This window comes from Micromonospora sp. URMC 103 (assembly GCF_051386435.1).
GTDB lineage: Bacteria > Actinomycetota > Actinomycetes > Mycobacteriales > Micromonosporaceae > Micromonospora.
The window spans coordinates 398,187-413,229 of record NZ_JBPQTR010000003.1 but is presented as its reverse complement, the minus strand read 5'-3'; the positions used below and the strand labels follow the sequence as shown (position 1 = coordinate 413,229).

The window sequence follows — 15,043 nt, the reverse complement described above, 5'->3', positions numbered from 1 at the left end:
GGCGCATGCTGAACACTGCGCTCAGGGTCGCCGCGCCCGGTGGCCGTCCGTGACCGCGGCGGTCGCGCCCGCGCCGCCGGCACCGGGGCTCTTCGCCCCACGGCTGCGCGCCATGACGGTGGGCAGTGTCGCGCTCATCTCGCTGCTCGCCTTCGAATCCCTGGCCGTCGGTACGGCGATGCCGACGGTCGCCCGCAGCCTCGACGGGTTCGCCCTGTACGGGTTGGCGTTCGGCGGGCCGTTCGCCGCCAGCGTGCTCGCCATGGTGCTCTCCGGCATCTGGTGCGACGCCCGCGGACCCCGGCCGTCGATGTGGCAGGGGCTCGTCTGGTTCGTGGTGGGTCTCGTCGTCGCGGGCACCGCCCCGACGATGGCGGTGCTCGTCGTCGGCCGGGTCGTGCAGGGCTTCGGGTCCGGGCTGCTGTCGGTGGCGCTGTACGTGATCGTCGGTCAGGCGTACCCGGAGGAACTGCACCGGCGGATCTTCGCGGCCTTCGCCGCCGCGTGGGTCGTACCGTCCCTGGTGGGCCCCGCGGTGGCCGGCCTCGTCGTGGAGCACCTGGACTGGCGGTGGGTGTTCCTGGCGGTGCCGGCCGTGGCCGTGCCGGCCGGGCTGCTCATCCGTCCCGGGCTGCGCTCGATCGCCCGGATCGCCGTGACGGCGCCACCGGCCGGCGCGGTGGCGCGCGTCGGCTGGGCCTGCGGGGCGGGGGTGAGCGCCGCACTGCTGCACATCGGGGGACAGCAGCGCGGCGCGTCGGCCGTGGTCCTCACGGCGGTCGCGGTGGCCGGGCTGCTGGTCTGCGCCCCCCGCCTCCTGCCCGCCGGTTTCCTCCGGGCCGCCCGTGGGCTGCCCACCGTCATCGGGCTGCGTGGCCTGGCCTCGGCGGCGTTCGTGGGCGCCGAGGTGGTGATCCCGCTGATGCTGTCGAGGGAGCGCGGCCTCTCGCCGACGGCCGCCGGGCTGGTGCTCACCGTCGGGGCGCTGGCCTGGTCCGCCGGCTCGTGGGTGCAGGGGCGGATGCCCGCCCCGGCCTCCCGCGCCACCCTGCCGCGTGTCGGGCTGGCCTGCATCACGGTCGGCATCGGCACGGTGGCGTCGACCGTGGCGCCCGGGACGCCGATCGCCGTGGGCGTGCTCGGCTGGGCCGTCGCCGGGACCGGCATGGGGTTGCTCTACCCGTCGCTGTCCGTGCTCACCCTGGAGCTGTCCGCCCCCGGTGAGCAGGGTCGCAACAGCTCGTCGCTGCAACTGGGCGACTCGCTGTTCGCGGCGACCGTGCTGGCGCTGACCGGCGCGGTGCTCGCCGCCGGGTCGGCGCCCGGCGCGGGCAGCTACCTCGCGACCCTCGCCGTGGCCGCCGGCCTGGCCCTCCTCGGCGCACTCCTGGCCACCCGGGTAACCCCCCGACCGGCCTGACCCCGACCCGGCCGCCCCGCCCCTGCCCGCGTGATTCTGGCCGGTCGGCGGGCCGTCGCGGAGCTGCCCCGGACCCGGCACTGGTCGGACCGTCACGCCTGGGTGATCGGCGAGATCGTGATGGCGTTCTACGCGGTGGTGACCGTGCTGGACCTGGTGAGCTGAGACGGTGCCGGTCGGGGCCGCCGTGACGTGGCGCACAACCGGTCACCTCGGGGCCGGCAGCCCCGTCCGGGTGGCGGGACGGGCGAGGCCCGGCACGTGGACGAGGAGGACGAGATGAGGGTGCTGGTCACCGGGGCCGGCGGTCGGCTCGGCCAGGCGGTGCTGCCGCGGCTGCTCGACGACGGCCACACGGTACGGGCCATGAGCCGGCGGCCGCGTACGGATCCGACGGTGGAGTGGGCGGTGGCCGACCTGGCCACGGGCGCGGGACTGGCCGAGGCGGTGGCCGGTGTCGACGCGGTCCTGCACCTGGCGTCCGCGACGAACACGGGGCGGCGCACCCACCAGGTCGACGTGCTCGGCACCCGCCGGCTGGCGGTCGCCGCCGGCGGCGCCGGCGTCGGGCACCTCGTGTACATCTCGATCGTCGGTGTGGACCGGGTGCCCATCCCGTACTACCGGCACAAGCTCGCAGCCGAGCAGGTCGTCGCGGCCGGCCCGGTGCCGTGGTCGGTGCTGCGGGCCACCCAGTTCCCGCAGCTCCTCGATGACCTGCTGCGCGCGTCGAGCCGGCTCGGCCCGATGATCGGGGACCGCGCGATCCTCGCCCAGCCCGTCGACCCCGGCGAGGTCGCGGCACGGCTCGCGGCCCGTCTCACGGCGGGGCCGCTGCGCGGCATCGAGGAGTACGGGGGGCCCGAGGTGCTGCGCTTCGACGAGGCGGTACGCGCCTGGCGAGCCGCCCGGCACTCCCGCCGGCCGCTGCTGCCCGTGCGGATCCCGGGGCGGCTCGGCCGCGCCCTGCGGGACGGCGGGCTGGTCACGACGGCCCTGCCCCGGGGCACCCGCACCTGGGCGGACCACCTCGCGGACACGTACGGGGGAACCGGCGGGAGATGAGAACGTGTCCCGTTCACGTTCGACCTAACGTGACGGCATGTTCGCTGTCGTCACCGCCGTCATCCTGTACTGCTTCGGCTTCGTCTTCCTCTACGGCGTGATCCGGGTCGCCGTCCGGCACGCCATGGAGGACCTGGAGGTGCGCCGCGCCCAGGCGTTGCGCGCCGAGGAACTCGCGGCCCACCGGGACCGTACGTTCATCAAGGAGAACGCGTTCCTCACCGGTAGCTGACCGCGGCGGGGTCGTCCGGGCCCCGCCCGGGTGGCCCGCCGGCCTTCCCACCGGGCGGACCGGCGGCGCTGCGGGTGGGCGAGTCCGGGCTGCGGGTGCGAGGATCGCACCCGTGATGGGGACGCTGAAGACCGAACCCGCCCGCACCCGCCCCGACCTGCTCGCTCCGCCGGTCGCCGCGGCTCTCGGGCTGTGGCCCGCCGACGCTCCGGTGGACGCCGACCAGGTGCTGGTCGCACCGATCGACGCCGACCTCGCCGACACGGCCGCGTTCTGCGCGGCGTACGAGGTGGGGCTCGACGTCTCCGCGAACTGCGTGGTGGTGGCCGGCAAGCGGGAGGGCGTGGTCCGCTACGCGGCCTGCGTCATCCTCGCCACGACCCGGGCCGACGTGAACGGGGTGGCCCGCCGGGCGCTCGACGTGCGCAAGGCCAGCTTCGCGCCGATGGCGGACGCTGTCGAGCTGACCGGCATGGAGTACGGCGGGATCACGCCGATCGGCCTGCCCGAGCAGTGGCCGATCCTGGTCGACTCCCGGGTGATTGCCACGCCGCACGTGATCATCGGTTCCGGCGTACGGCACAGCAAGATCGTGCTGCCGGGCCCGGCGCTCGGCGCGCTGCCCGGGGCGCAGGTGATCGAGGACCTGGCGCGTCCGGCCTGAGGAAGCGCGGCTGAGAAGGCGCGCCGGTCGCGGCTCAGCGGCGGCCCGGTGTCGCCCGGCCGATCATCGCCGTCGATACCGTTGCACGTGAAACATCACGGACGTCGATGGCCGACCGGGTCGACGGGCGTCACTTCGCGCCGGACTCCAGGCGCTCGACCTCGGCGAGCGCGGCGAGCATCGTTTCGGGCTCCTGGGCGCCGCTGATGCCGTACTTGCCGGCCAGCACGAACGTCGGCACGCTGCTGATGCCCAGGTCGCGTGCCTTCGCCAGCTCGGCGGCCACCTCCTTGCGCCCCTCCGGTGAGTCGAGAAAGCGGCGCGCGTCGGCGGCGTCCAGCCCGACCTGCCCGGCGAGGGTGGCGAGCGCCTCGCGTGACCCGACGTCGATCCCGTCGACGAAGTGCGCCCGGTAGAGCGCCTCCACCACCTCTGCGGCCCGGCCGCGCTCGGTGGCGTACGCGACGAGCCGGTGCGCGTCGAACGTGTTCGCGGCGATGGCCCGGTCGTAGTCGAGCCGGAGCCCGGCGCCCGCCGCCGCCTCCGTGACACGGGCGACCATCTGCCGGGCGTTGGCGGGGCCGCCGAACTTGGCGGCGAGCGCGTCGACCACCGGGAGCGGCTCGGGTACGGGCGACGGGTCGAGCTGGAACGGCCGGAAGCGCACCGTCACCTCACCGTCGTACGAGGCGAGGGCCTGCTCCAGCCGGTGCTTGCCGATGTAGCACCACGGGCACACCACGTCGGCGTAGATCTCGATCTCCATGATCGGTGGCAACCCGCACGTCAGCCCAGTTGTTCCCGGACCTGGCGCTTGAGCCGGGCCAGGATCGCCGTGCCGCCGCGGACCCGCAGCGGGCTGATGGCCTGGGCCAACCCCATCCGCTGGTAGAGGTCGTCCGGCACGGCGAGCACCTCGTCGGCGCTGGCGCCGGCCAGGCCCTCGGCCAGGATGCCGGCGAACGCGCGGGTGGTCGGCGCCTCCGGCGGGCAGTCGAAGAGCGTCTCGACCGTCTTCTCGGGTGTCACCCGGGCGCGCAGGAAGAATGCCGTCTGGCACTCGGGCACCTGCTCCATGCCCTCCCGGTCGCCGGGCGGAAGCGGAGGAATGACATCGGCGTACTCGAGCAGCATCTCCAGCACCACGTCCCGGGGCGCGGCGGCGAACTCGTCGACGATCTCGGCCAACCTGGCCGGCATGGCAGACATGCGTCGAGGCTACCGCCGCTGATCAGGGCCCCCCACCGCTACCGGTCGGGGGCCCTGATCGGTGCGTCACACCGTGGGCGCCTGCTCGCTGATCTCGCTGAGCGCGGACTGCGGGTCGAGCTGCATCGCCAGGTCGCCGAGCGAGACGACGCCGACGAGCTTGCGGTCGTTGTCGCAGACCAGCACCCGCCGGATCCCGCGTTCACGCATCAGGGTGGCGGCCTCGTTGGCCGTCGCGTGCTGGTCGATCATCACCACCTCGCGCGTGACGATCGAGCCGATGGTGGTGGTGGCCGGGTTGGCCCGCTCGGCTACGGCCCGGACCACGATGTCGCGGTCGGTCAGCATGCCGGCCAGGCTCGCGCCGTCGGTGACCACCACGTCGCCGATGTCGGCCTCCTTCATCACGGTGGCCGCCTCGTCCAGAGTGGTCTCCGCCGGCAGGTACACCACCTGCCTGGTCATCACGTCACTGACCCGGTAACCGGTCATGAGAGCCTCCAGGAACGCGTACCGCCTATCCGGGTGCGGTACCCCGTGACGCGCCGGCTACACCAGGTGCCCGCGCGCCGGGCGCACCTGGTGGACGAGCCGGTCAACCAGCTCGTCCACCGGCAGCTCGGTCCGCTCGCCGGTCGACCGGTCGCGTACTTCAACGTACCCCTCGACGAGGCGGCGGCCGACCACGACGGCGTAGGGGATGCCGATCAGCTCGGCGTCGGTGAACTTCACCCCGGCCGAGACGCCCGCGCGGTCGTCGACCAGCACCCGCAGGCCCGCCGCGGCGAGCCGACCGCCGAGGTCGAGCGCCGCCTCCACCTGCGGCCCCTTGCCGGCCGCCACCAGGTGTACGTCGCAGGGCGCCACCGACGCCGGCCACACGAGGCCCCGGTCGTCGTGGTGCTGTTCGGCGATCGCGGCCACCGCCCGGGACACCCCGATGCCGTAGCAGCCCATGGTGGGCCGCACCGGCCTGCCCTCCGGGCCGAGCACGTCCAGGGTGAACGCGTCGGTGAACCGGCGGCCGAGCTGGAAGATGTGCCCGATCTCGATGCCCCGGCGGATGGTCAGCTCGCCGGTGCCGCAGGCCGGGCAGGGGTCCCCGGCCCGCACCTCGGCGGCCTCGATCGTGCCGTCCGGTGTGAAGTCACGGCCGCTGACCACGTCGACGGCGTGCCGGCCGGGCTCGTTCGCGCCGGTCAGCCAGGCCGATCCGGGCGCCACCCGGGGATCGACCAGGTAACGGAGCCCGAGCTTGGTGAGGATCTGCGGGCCGATGTAGCCGCGGACCAGCTCGGGGTGCTGCTCCCAGTCCTCGAAGACGGTCACCGTGGCCGGGTGCAGCGCCGCGGTGACCCGCTTCAGGTCCACCTCGCGGTCGCCCGGTAGACCGATCACCAGCACCTCGGCCTCGTCGGCGTCCGGCCGGCGTACGGTCAGCACGATGTTCTTGAGGACGTCGGCGGCGGTCCAGTCGTCCCGGCCGCCGTAACGGCGGGCGTTCGCCAGGTCGACGAGGCTGGCGACGGTGGGGGTGTCCGGCGTGTCGTGCACCTCGGCCGGCGAGTGGGCGTCCGGGTCGCCCGCCGCGGGCGCCCGGGTGGTGACCGCCTCGGTGTTCGCCGCGTAGTCGCAGGCGGTGCAGCCGACGAAGGTGTCCTCCCCGACCGGCGTGGCGGCCAGGAACTCCTCCGAGGCCGAACCGCCCATCGCCCCGGACATCGCGTGCACGACCGTGTACTCCAGACCGAGCCGGTCGAAGACCTTCCGGTACGCGGCCCGGTGCCGGTCGTACGCGGCCTGGAGGCCCGCCTCGTCCAGGTCGAACGAGTAGGCGTCCTTCATGAGGAACTCGCGCCCGCGCAGCAGGCCGGCCCGCGGCCGGGCCTCGTCCCGGTACTTCGTCTGGATCTGGAACAGCGTCGTCGGGAAGTCCCGGTAGGACGAGAACAGGTCCTTGACGAGCAGCGCCGCCAACTCCTCGTGGGTCGGTGCGAGCAGGTGCTCGGCGCCCCTGCGGTCGGCGAGGGTGAAGATGTCGTCGCCGTACTCCGCCCACCGGCCGCTCGTGCGGTACGGCTCCGCCGGCAGCAGCGCCGGGAAGTGCACCTCCTGGTCGCCGATGGCCGTCATCTCCGAGCGGACCACCTCGGCGACCCGGTCCAGCACGAGCTTGCCGAGCGGCAACCAGGCGTAGCCGCCCGGCGCGGCACGGCGGATGTAGCCGGCCCGCACCAGGAGCCGATGGCTCGGCACCTCCGCGTCCGCCGGGTCCTCGCGCAGGGTCCGGAGCAGCAGAGTCGACATACGCAGCAACATTGGCGCAGCGTACGACCGGGACCGCCGGGTGGGCGACGGGTTTCCGGGTGCTCGGTCGGCGCCGACTCGGGCTTGATCAACACCGTTTCGCCGAAGTTGCGGTGTCCCGGTGCGTCGGACACCGCGACTTCGCCGATCTGGTGTGGATCAAGCGGTGGTCAGTGGCCCCTGGTGCGCTCGACGAAGGCCCGCCAGGCCCGGGGGTCGAAGGTCAGCACCGGGCCCGCCACACCTGCCCGTACGCCCGATCTGGCTCTGCCGGGCGTGCGGGCGGCCGTGGCCGTGCGCGGAGGCTCGGCTGCTCCTCCGGGTCGAGTACGACGCCAGCCCGGTCGATCTGGCGATCTATCTGTCCGGGCTCTATCACGAGGCGAGTCACGACCTGTTCCGGTTGAACCCGCACGACGGCCCGACACCGCGTGATCTGCTCGAGCGGTTCGTCGCCTGGGGGCCGTACCGGAGGGGCATCGTCGAGCCCGGGTGAAACCGATGACCTCCGCCACGTTCGTTCCTCGGCGGGCACCGCGCAGGCGGGGCACGGTGCCAAACTGGTCGCCGCAGGCAACCAGGGATCGTGAGGGAGGCCGCGGTGCGCTGGCGCAGCTTCGTGGCGGTGGGGGACAGCTTCACCGAGGGCATGGACGACCCCTACCCGGACGGCACGTACCGCGGCTGGGCCGACCTGGTGGCGACCCGGCTCGCCGCCGAGGCCGGCCCCGACTTCCGGTACGCGAACCTGGCCATCCGCGGCCGGCTGTTCCCCAACATCGTCGCCAACCAGGTCCCCGAGGCGCTGTCGATGAAGCCCGACCTGGTGAGCTTCGCGGCCGGCGGCAACGACGTGCTGCGGCGAAGCTTCGACGGGGTGTCGCTGGTAGCCCGCTTCGACGAGATCGTCGGCCAGTTCCGGGCCATCGGCGCCGACGTCCTGATCTTCCGGTTCGCGGACGTGATGGCCCGGCTCCCCGGTCAGCGCCTGGTCGCCCCCCGGGTCGACCTGCTCAACCGGGCGGTCGGCGAGACCGCCGAGCGGCACGGCGCGATCATGGTGGACCTGTACGCCGACGACACGTACCTCAACCCGATGCTGTGGAGCACGGACCGCCTGCACCTCTCCCCGGCGGGGCACCGCCGCGTCGCCGGCCAGGTGCTGGACGCGCTCGGCGTGGGTTGCGACGAGGAGTGGCTCATGGTGCCGCCGCACCCGCAGCCCACGCCGTGGCTGTCGGCGCGCGCCGCCGACCTGCGGTGGGCCGGCCAGCACCTGGCGCCCTGGCTGAAGCGGCGGCTCACCGGCCGCTCGTCCGGCGACACGGTCACCGCGAAGCGCCCCTCGCTCGGCCCGATCGCCGACTGAGGTCTCGGGGCCTGCCTGCCCCGTCACGTTTGGGGGTCGGCCGCGGGCCATCGGGCGTACCTTGGGGATCATGTCTGTGCCGAGCGATCCTGATCCCCGCCTTCAGTCGTACGCGGAGCCGCAGCGCCTGGTCACCACCGAGTGGCTGGCCGAGCACCTGGGCGACGAGGGCCTCGTCGTCGTCGAGTCCGACGAGGACGTGCTGCTCTACGACACCGGTCACATCCCGGGCGCCGTCAAGGTGGACTGGCACCTGGAGTTGAACGACCAGGTGACCCGGGACTACCTGGACGCCAAGAGCTTCGCCGAGCTGTGTGCCGCCAAGGGCATCGGCCGGGACGACACCGTCGTCTTCTACGGCGACAACTTCAACTGGTGGGCCGCGTACGCCCTCTGGGTCTTCTCCCTCTTCGGCCACCCGGACGTGCGGCTGCTCGACGGCGGCCGGCAGAAGTGGATCGCCGAGGGGCGGGAGCTGAGCCGTGACAAGGTGACCCGGCCGCGCGCCGAGTACCCGGTGCCGCAGCGTGACGACGCCCCGCTGCGGGCGTACCGCGAGCAGGTCATGGCGCACGTCGCCGCGGGCCGGCCGCTCGTCGACGTCCGGTCGCCGGGCGAGTACACGGGCGAGATGCTGCACATGCCGGACTACCCGCAGGAGGGCGCGCTGCGCGGCGGGCACATCCCGGGCGCCGTCAACAAGCCGTGGAAGTCCGCGGCCAACGAGGACGGCACGTTCAAGTCCGCCGACGAGCTGCGCGCCATCTACGCCGACCAGCTCGGGCTGAGCCCGGACGACGACATCGTGGCGTACTGCCGGATCGGCGAGCGGTCCAGCCACACCTGGTTCGTGCTGCGGCACCTGCTCGGCTATCCGCAGGTGCGCAACTACGACGGCTCGTGGACCGAGTGGGGCAACCTCGTCCGGGCGCCCGTCGTGAAGGGCGACCAGCCGGGCGGCCTCAACCCCTGACCGGCGTTCCCGACGGCCCGTCCCGGAAACGGGGCGGGCCGTCAGCGCGCCAGGGACACCTGGCCGGGCAGCTCGGGCAGCACGCCGGTGACCTCGCCGGTCCCGGGCTGCCACCGGATGATCCCGCCGGGGTTGTGCCGCAGCAGCACGCCGCCGCGTGCATCCCAACCGAGCACCTCGCAGCAGGCCTTGTAGCGGCCCTCGCGGCCGAGATCGAGCAGGCGGGTGACGTGGTCGGTGCGGGTGTCCAACAGGGCCACGCCCTCCACGCCGTCGAACTGGCTCGCCTTGAGCCACGCCGCGCGGGCCACCTGGAAGCCGTGCTGCCAGCCGTGTCCGTAGAACTCGTTGATCTCGTAGTCCGTCGGCAGGTCCGTGCTCCAGCCGGCCGACCCGGCGGCGCGCAGCGCGCCGTCCTGAGCGGACTTCCTGGTCAGCACAATGCCGCTGCGGCCGCCGGACAGCTCCAGCAGGGTGTCGGCCGGCGTCGCCGGGTCGGGCGCGACCACGTCCCAGGTCGACACGTCGATCGGGGTCGCCGTGTTCGAGGCGGGATCTACCGCGTACGTCCGGTCGTCGCCGCCGACCAGCACCCGGTCGCCCGACCAGACCACCAGTTCCAGGTACCCGTCGAGGGTCACCCGACGGGACGTCGCCGTGGTCAGGTCGACCAGGATCAGCCCGCCGGTCTGGGCGAAGGCCGCCGTCCGCCCGTCCGGTGAGAGCGTTCCGGGCTTGAGGGCGGCAGCCTCGTTGCCGCCCCGATCCCTGGTGGGCCCCGGGGTGACGACGTCAAGGGTGCGGACGAAGCCGTCGTCGCCGAGCACCCGGATGACGCCGCCCGCCCTGGTGTTCCGGTCGATCGGCTGGTAGAGGGCCAGCGCCTGGCGTACCGGTCGGGTCGACAGCGGGGCGACCGGCGGGTCGAGGAGGCGGCCCAGCGGATGGCCGGGATAGTGCAGCTCGGCCGGCGGCGTGACGACGGGAGCGGCGGACGGCGACGCGGATGGTGCGGCGGACGGTGACGCGGTCGCCGTCGGACGTGGTTCGGCGGCCGGCCGTAGCGCCACCGCCGCGCCGCCGCTCAGCAGCGCCACCGCCAGGGCGGCCGCTCCGGCGGCCCGGCGGGTACGCCTGACCCGCGCGGCCCGCTCCCAGCTCGCCGCCGCGGGCTGCGACGGCCGGACGTCCTCTGCCGCGCTCGTCAGCAGCCGGGCGATGGTCTCCTCGGTCACCGGTTCACCTCCATCCCGCTGGCAAGGCCGTCGTCGCGGCCCAACTCGGGCGCCACCTGGCGGAGCCGGCGCAGCGCGTCGTGGCACTGGCTCTTCACGGTGCCCACACTCACGCCCAGCACGTCGGCGGTCGCCGCCTCGGTGAGGTCCTCGAAGTAGCGCAGCACGAGCACCGCGCGTTGGCGCGGCGGCAGCAGGCCGAGCGCCTGATGCAGCGCGAGCTTGAGCGCGCCGTCGCGGTCGGCGACCACCTGTTCCGGCGGGTGCGCGCTGAGCCACTCCCGCCGTCGCCGTCGCCACCAGGACACGGCGTCGCGGTAGAGGATCGACCGCACGTACGCGGCCGGGTCGCCCTCGCGCACCGCGGACCACCGCAGCGCGAGCTTCAGCAACGCGTCCTGGAGGAGGTCCTCGGCCTGGTGCCGGTTGCCGCAGACCAGGTACGCGGCGCGCAGCAGCCGGTGCTGGTGACTCTCCACGAAGGCCACGTAACCGTCCCGCCCGTCGCCCGCCGCCGGTCCCATCCGCCCTCCTCCCCGGCCGTCGCGTTCCGCGTCACCTGCCAGACGCACGGGAAGCGGTGAATGGTTGGGTCATCGTCCGGGCCGCCCGGTCAGGTAACGCTGGAGGGTCGGCGAGACCCAGGCGACCACCTCGTCGGGCGACATCTCCACCATGGGCGGCAACCGGACGATGTAGCGGGTGAAGGCGAGGCCGAGGACCTGCGCGGCGACCAGGCCGGCCCGTTGGGCGGTGTCCGCCGGGTCCGTGCCGGCGGCGGCCACGGCCGCGACGAGCTGGTCGGCGAAGATGCCGCGCATCTTCTCGGCCGCCCCCGGGTTCGTGCTGGCGGCACGGAGCAGGGCGGCCATCGTCTCGTCGCCCTCCCACCGGCGGACGAAGTGCCGGGCGAGCACCTCACCGAGCTGGCCGGGCGGCACGTCGGTCAGGTCCGGTAGCCGCAGGTCGAACTCGGCGGCCGCCGCGAACAGCCCCTCCTTGCTGCCGTAGTAGCGCATCACCATCGACGGGTCGATCCGGGCGTCGGCGGCGATGGCCCGGATGGTCGCGCGGTCGTATCCGTCGGCGGCGAACCGCTCGCGGGCTGCGCGCAGGATGGCGGCGCGGGTGGCGTCGGAGCGGCGGGCGCGGGGGGTCGCGGCGGTCATGTCGGCGACTGTATGCCAACAAGCGTTGACATCGATGACGACCCACCTCTACTGTTCAGTCAACAAGCGTTGGCAAACACGCGTTGGCAACCGGAGGTGGCTCATGCTCCCCGAACGCACCGACGTCCTGGTGGTGGGGGCCGGCCCGACCGGGCTCGCCACCGCGCTGACCCTGGCCCGACGCGGCGTCGAGGTCACCCTGCTCGACCAGCTGGACCGGCCGCCGGTGACCTCCCGCGCGGCCGTCGTGCACGCGTACACCCTGGAGATGCTGGACCGCATCGGCGCCGCCGCGCCGCTCGTCGCCCGGGGCGTGCGGGCGCCGCGCTTCACCGTGCGGGACCGCGACCGCATGCTGCTCGCGGTGCCGTTCGACCGGCTGCCCTCCCGTTTTCCCTACGCGCTGATGGTCTCCCAGTCGGTCACCGAGGCGGTGCTCACCGAACGGCTGGCCGACCTCGGTGTGGGGGTGCGGCGGCCGTGCCGGCTCACCGCCCTGACCCGCACCGCCGACGGGGTGGTCGCGCACGTCGACGGCGATGAGCTGCGCGCCCGGTTCGTGGTGGGCGCGGACGGTATGCACAGCACCGTCCGGCGGGAGGCGGGCATCGACTTCACCGGGCCGGCCGACGAGGAGTCGTTCGTGCTCGCCGACGTCCGGGTGCGCAGCGCGCTGCCGCGCGACGAGGCGGCGCTCTTCCTCGCCCGGTCGGGCCCGCTCATCTGGGCGCCGCTGCCCGACGAGGTGGTGCGGCTGGTGGCCACCGCACCGGAGGCGCCCTCGGCGCCGGACACCGCGTACCTCCAGGCGTTGCTCGACGAGCGGGGGCCCGCGCGCCGGCCCGACCGGGTGACCGAGGTGCTCTGGGGCTCACGGTTCCGGGTGCACCACCGGATCGCCGCCACGTTCCGGTCGGGGCCGGTGCTGCTCGCGGGCGACGCGGCACACGTGCACAGCCCGGCCGGCGGTCAGGGCATGAACCTCGGCATCTGCGACGCCGTGGCCCTCGGCACCGCGTTGGCCGACGTGCTCGCCGGCGGGCCGGACGCGCTGCTCGACGCGTACGCGGCCCGCCAGCGGCCGCTGGCCGAGGACGTCCTGCGCTTCGCCGCCGGGCTGACCCGGCTGGCCACCCTGCCACCGGCCCGCCGGCCGGCGCGGGACCTGCTGCTCCGGCTGCTCGGCGCGGTGCCGCCGGCCCGGCAGCGGATCGCCCTGCGCCTCTCCGGGCTAGCGCACCGGGAGCGGACGCCGGGCTAGCCGGCATCGCCTCTCCGGGCTCGCGCACCGGCCGTGGACGGCCGCCTATCCGGCGGTGACGGTCTCGCGGGACCACGCCGGCGTGCCCGGTCGCCTCAGCACCCGCCACGCCGCGAGGGTGACCGCGGCGAAGGCGCCGGCGGCGCCCACCGCCACGGGAATCGTCCCGTACGCCGCCGCGACCAGCCCGGCGAGCGCCGCGCCGACCGGGGCGGCGACCAGCCCCACCATGCGCTGCGCGGCGCCCACCCGACCGAGCAGCGCGGCCGGGACGTTCCGCTGCCCGTACGACGCCCAGAGGCTGTTCCACACGGACGTGCCGGCGGCGAAGACGGCCAGCGCGATCCCGCCCGGCACGGGCTGGCGGGCCAGCGCGAACCCGGCCAGCGCCACGGTCTGCGCGGCCAGCACCAGGCGCAGCGCCGGCAGCGTGCCGAGCCGGGCGGCGAGCCGGCCCGCAGCGAGCGCCCCGCCCACGGCGCCCACGATCGCGGAGGCCGTGAACAGCCCGTACGCGGCCGGCGGCACGTGCAGCACCTCCAGCGCGTAGAGCACGACGATCGCGAGCAGGCCGCTGATGGCGAGATTGGTGGCCGCCGCGAGGAGCGTGACCCGCCACAGTGTCCGATCCCCTCGAAGGAACCGGAGGCCCGCACCAATCTCCCCCCACACCGATCCCTTGTCCGCGATCTTGGAGTTTCGGCCCTCGGTTCGCAGCTTTGATCCCGAGTCGTCCGGGCGGAAAGTGCAAGATCGCGGGGAGAGGGCGAGGACGAGGGCGGCCGCGAGCGCGAACGTGAGCGCGTCCAGGGCGAACGGGAGCGCGGCCGCGGCCGCGAAGAGCACGCCGGCGGCCGGGGCGCCCACGAAGCCGCCGGCGATCGCCGTACCCGCCTGGAGGCGGCCGTTGGCCCGGGACAGCGACGCCGGCGGCACCAGCGCCGGAAGCAGCGCGAACGAGGCGGCGTCGAAGAGGGTGCCCAGCGTGGCGAGGAGGAACGCCGCCACCAGCAGGGTCGTGACGTCCACCCGTTCCACGGCGACTGCCACGGCGAGCGTGGCCACCACGGCGGCGCGTACCCCGTCCACCACCGCCATCGTCCGTCGCCGGTCCCAGCGGTCCGCGTACACGCCGCCCAACAGGCCGAAGAGCAGCGGCGGCACCTGCCCGGCCACGGTGACCGCCGCGATGAGCCGGGGGTCGCGCGTCAGGGTCGCGGCCAGCAGGGCCAGGGCCGGGGTACGCAGCGCGTCGCCGAGACGGGAGGAGACGGCCGCCGACCAGAGCAGGTGGTAGTCGCGACCGAGACGGTTCCTGGGCATGCCGGCCACCGTGCGGGCTCGACCCGCTCGAGGGTCAAGCCGCCTGCGGAAAGGTGGCCGAACCGGTCGGTAACCGTGCCTCCACCTCGCCGTCGGCGCGGGTCTACGCTTGCCCGGTGACGGTGGAGCAGCAGGCACGGGGCGCGGCGGGCGGTGCGACGAACGCGGGCCGGCGCCGCTCCCGCAAGGACGAGATCCTCGAGATCGCCATGGGGCTCTTCGCGGCCCGCGGCTACCACGGTGTCTCCATGGACGACATCGGCGCGGCGGCCGGGGTCACCGGGCCCGCGCTGTACCACCACTTCGCGGGCAAGGAGGCCATGCTGGTCGCCGCGCTCGTCCCGGTGAGCGAGGACCTGCTCGCCGGCGGCCGGGAGCGGGCCGCGGCCCACCCCGGCGACCCGCGCGCCGCCCTGGTGTCGCTGATCGAGTTCCACGTCGACTTCGCGCTGGCCAACCCCGCGGTGATCGCCCTGCACCTGCACGAGCTGGACCGCCTTCCCGACGAGCCGCGCCGCCGGATCCGGCGGCTCCAGCGCCTCTACGTCGAGGAGTGGGTGACCGTGCTCACCGCCCTTCACCCCGGCATGCCCGACGGCGAGGCCCGGGTGCTGGCGCACGCGGCGTTCGGCCTCATGAACTCGACGCCGTTCCTCGGCGGCGAGGTGGACCGCCGCCGTCGAGCCGAACTGCTCCGCGGCGCCACCCTGGCAGCCCTGCTGGCCTGATCAGCCCACCCGCACCACCCCCCGCTCCGCCCGCCGGCGTCTGTTGATCAAGACCTTCGCCTCATTTCGGGCCGGAGCGTGACGCAAT

18 protein-coding genes are annotated in these 15,043 nt (G+C 74.3%); 10 read left to right on the top strand and 8 right to left on the bottom strand.

Annotated elements, in window-relative coordinates; all coding sequences use genetic code 11:
* Window positions 1-49 precede the first annotated feature (49 nt).
* The 5 genes from ACSNOA_RS02345 to ACSNOA_RS02325 all read left to right on the top strand — a co-directional run bounded on the left by ACSNOA_RS02345 (window position 50) and on the right by ACSNOA_RS02325 (window position 3,381).
* A complete protein-coding gene (locus tag ACSNOA_RS02345; RefSeq protein WP_436655725.1) occupies window positions 50-1,420 on the top strand; it encodes an MFS transporter in 1,371 nt (456 codons plus the stop codon).
* Between the two features lie 30 nt (window positions 1,421-1,450).
* Entirely contained in the window at window positions 1,451-1,585 is a 135-nt protein-coding gene (locus ACSNOA_RS02340; RefSeq protein WP_436655723.1) for a hypothetical protein, read from the top strand.
* A gap of 114 nt (window positions 1,586-1,699) precedes the next feature.
* On the top strand, window positions 1,700-2,485 hold the full coding sequence (locus ACSNOA_RS02335; protein WP_436655721.1) for an SDR family oxidoreductase: 786 nt from the start codon (window positions 1,700-1,702) through the stop codon (window positions 2,483-2,485).
* Between the two features lie 37 nt (window positions 2,486-2,522).
* Window positions 2,523-2,717, top strand: a complete 195-nt coding sequence (locus ACSNOA_RS02330) for a hypothetical protein (RefSeq protein ID WP_436655719.1) — start codon at window positions 2,523-2,525, stop codon at window positions 2,715-2,717.
* Window positions 2,718-2,832: 115 nt separating this feature from the next.
* Entirely contained in the window at window positions 2,833-3,381 is a 549-nt protein-coding gene (locus tag ACSNOA_RS02325) for a YbaK/EbsC family protein (RefSeq protein ID WP_436655717.1), read from the top strand.
* Window positions 3,382-3,511: 130 nt separating this feature from the next.
* Here ACSNOA_RS02325 and ACSNOA_RS02320 read toward each other — a convergent pair whose 3' ends face one another.
* From ACSNOA_RS02320 to ACSNOA_RS02305, 4 genes are all read right to left on the bottom strand, one after another.
* On the bottom strand, window positions 3,512-4,147 hold the full coding sequence (locus ACSNOA_RS02320) for a DsbA family oxidoreductase (RefSeq protein WP_436655715.1): 636 nt from the start codon (window positions 4,145-4,147) through the stop codon (window positions 3,512-3,514).
* 20 nt (window positions 4,148-4,167) lie between these two features.
* Complete coding sequence (locus ACSNOA_RS02315; protein ID WP_436655713.1) at window positions 4,168-4,590, bottom strand: SufE family protein; 423 nt, start codon at window positions 4,588-4,590, stop codon at window positions 4,168-4,170.
* Between the two features lie 66 nt (window positions 4,591-4,656).
* On the bottom strand, window positions 4,657-5,082 hold the full coding sequence (locus tag ACSNOA_RS02310; protein WP_436655711.1) for a CBS domain-containing protein: 426 nt from the start codon (window positions 5,080-5,082) through the stop codon (window positions 4,657-4,659).
* Between the two features lie 57 nt (window positions 5,083-5,139).
* Entirely contained in the window at window positions 5,140-6,909 is a 1,770-nt protein-coding gene (locus tag ACSNOA_RS02305) for a proline--tRNA ligase (RefSeq protein WP_436655709.1), read from the bottom strand.
* A gap of 154 nt (window positions 6,910-7,063) precedes the next feature.
* Here ACSNOA_RS02305 and ACSNOA_RS02300 point away from each other — a divergent pair, with 154 nt between their 5' ends.
* The 3 genes from ACSNOA_RS02300 (at window position 7,064) to ACSNOA_RS02290 (ending at window position 9,239) form a co-directional block, all read left to right on the top strand.
* Window positions 7,064-7,393 (top strand): hypothetical protein, encoded by a 330-nt coding sequence (locus tag ACSNOA_RS02300; RefSeq protein WP_436655707.1) that lies wholly within the window; start codon window positions 7,064-7,066, stop codon window positions 7,391-7,393.
* Between the two features lie 105 nt (window positions 7,394-7,498).
* Window positions 7,499-8,266 (top strand): SGNH/GDSL hydrolase family protein, encoded by a 768-nt coding sequence (locus ACSNOA_RS02295; RefSeq protein ID WP_436655705.1) that lies wholly within the window; start codon window positions 7,499-7,501, stop codon window positions 8,264-8,266.
* Window positions 8,267-8,336: 70 nt separating this feature from the next.
* A complete protein-coding gene (locus ACSNOA_RS02290) occupies window positions 8,337-9,239 on the top strand; it encodes a sulfurtransferase (RefSeq protein ID WP_436655703.1) in 903 nt (300 codons plus the stop codon).
* 41 nt (window positions 9,240-9,280) lie between these two features.
* Here ACSNOA_RS02290 and ACSNOA_RS02285 read toward each other — a convergent pair whose 3' ends face one another.
* The 3 genes from ACSNOA_RS02285 to ACSNOA_RS02275 all read right to left on the bottom strand — a co-directional run bounded on the left by ACSNOA_RS02285 (window position 9,281) and on the right by ACSNOA_RS02275 (window position 11,643).
* A complete protein-coding gene (locus tag ACSNOA_RS02285) occupies window positions 9,281-10,474 on the bottom strand; it encodes a hypothetical protein (protein ID WP_436655701.1) in 1,194 nt (397 codons plus the stop codon).
* Window positions 10,471-10,998, bottom strand: a complete 528-nt coding sequence (locus ACSNOA_RS02280; protein WP_436655699.1) for a SigE family RNA polymerase sigma factor — start codon at window positions 10,996-10,998, stop codon at window positions 10,471-10,473. Before ACSNOA_RS02280 ends, ACSNOA_RS02285 begins: the two co-directional genes overlap by 4 nt.
* 69 nt (window positions 10,999-11,067) lie before the next feature.
* A complete protein-coding gene (locus ACSNOA_RS02275; RefSeq protein WP_436655697.1) occupies window positions 11,068-11,643 on the bottom strand; it encodes a TetR family transcriptional regulator in 576 nt (191 codons plus the stop codon).
* Between the two features lie 103 nt (window positions 11,644-11,746).
* Between ACSNOA_RS02275 and ACSNOA_RS02270 the strand changes: the two genes are divergently transcribed.
* A complete protein-coding gene (locus tag ACSNOA_RS02270) occupies window positions 11,747-12,904 on the top strand; it encodes an FAD-dependent oxidoreductase (RefSeq protein ID WP_436655695.1) in 1,158 nt (385 codons plus the stop codon).
* A 45-nt stretch (window positions 12,905-12,949) separates the two neighbouring features.
* Here ACSNOA_RS02270 and ACSNOA_RS02265 read toward each other — a convergent pair whose 3' ends face one another.
* A complete protein-coding gene (locus ACSNOA_RS02265) occupies window positions 12,950-14,227 on the bottom strand; it encodes an MFS transporter (protein ID WP_436655693.1) in 1,278 nt (425 codons plus the stop codon).
* A gap of 116 nt (window positions 14,228-14,343) precedes the next feature.
* Here ACSNOA_RS02265 and ACSNOA_RS02260 point away from each other — a divergent pair, with 116 nt between their 5' ends.
* A complete protein-coding gene (locus ACSNOA_RS02260; protein ID WP_436655691.1) occupies window positions 14,344-14,955 on the top strand; it encodes a TetR/AcrR family transcriptional regulator in 612 nt (203 codons plus the stop codon).
* Window positions 14,956-15,043: the final 88 nt, after the last annotated feature.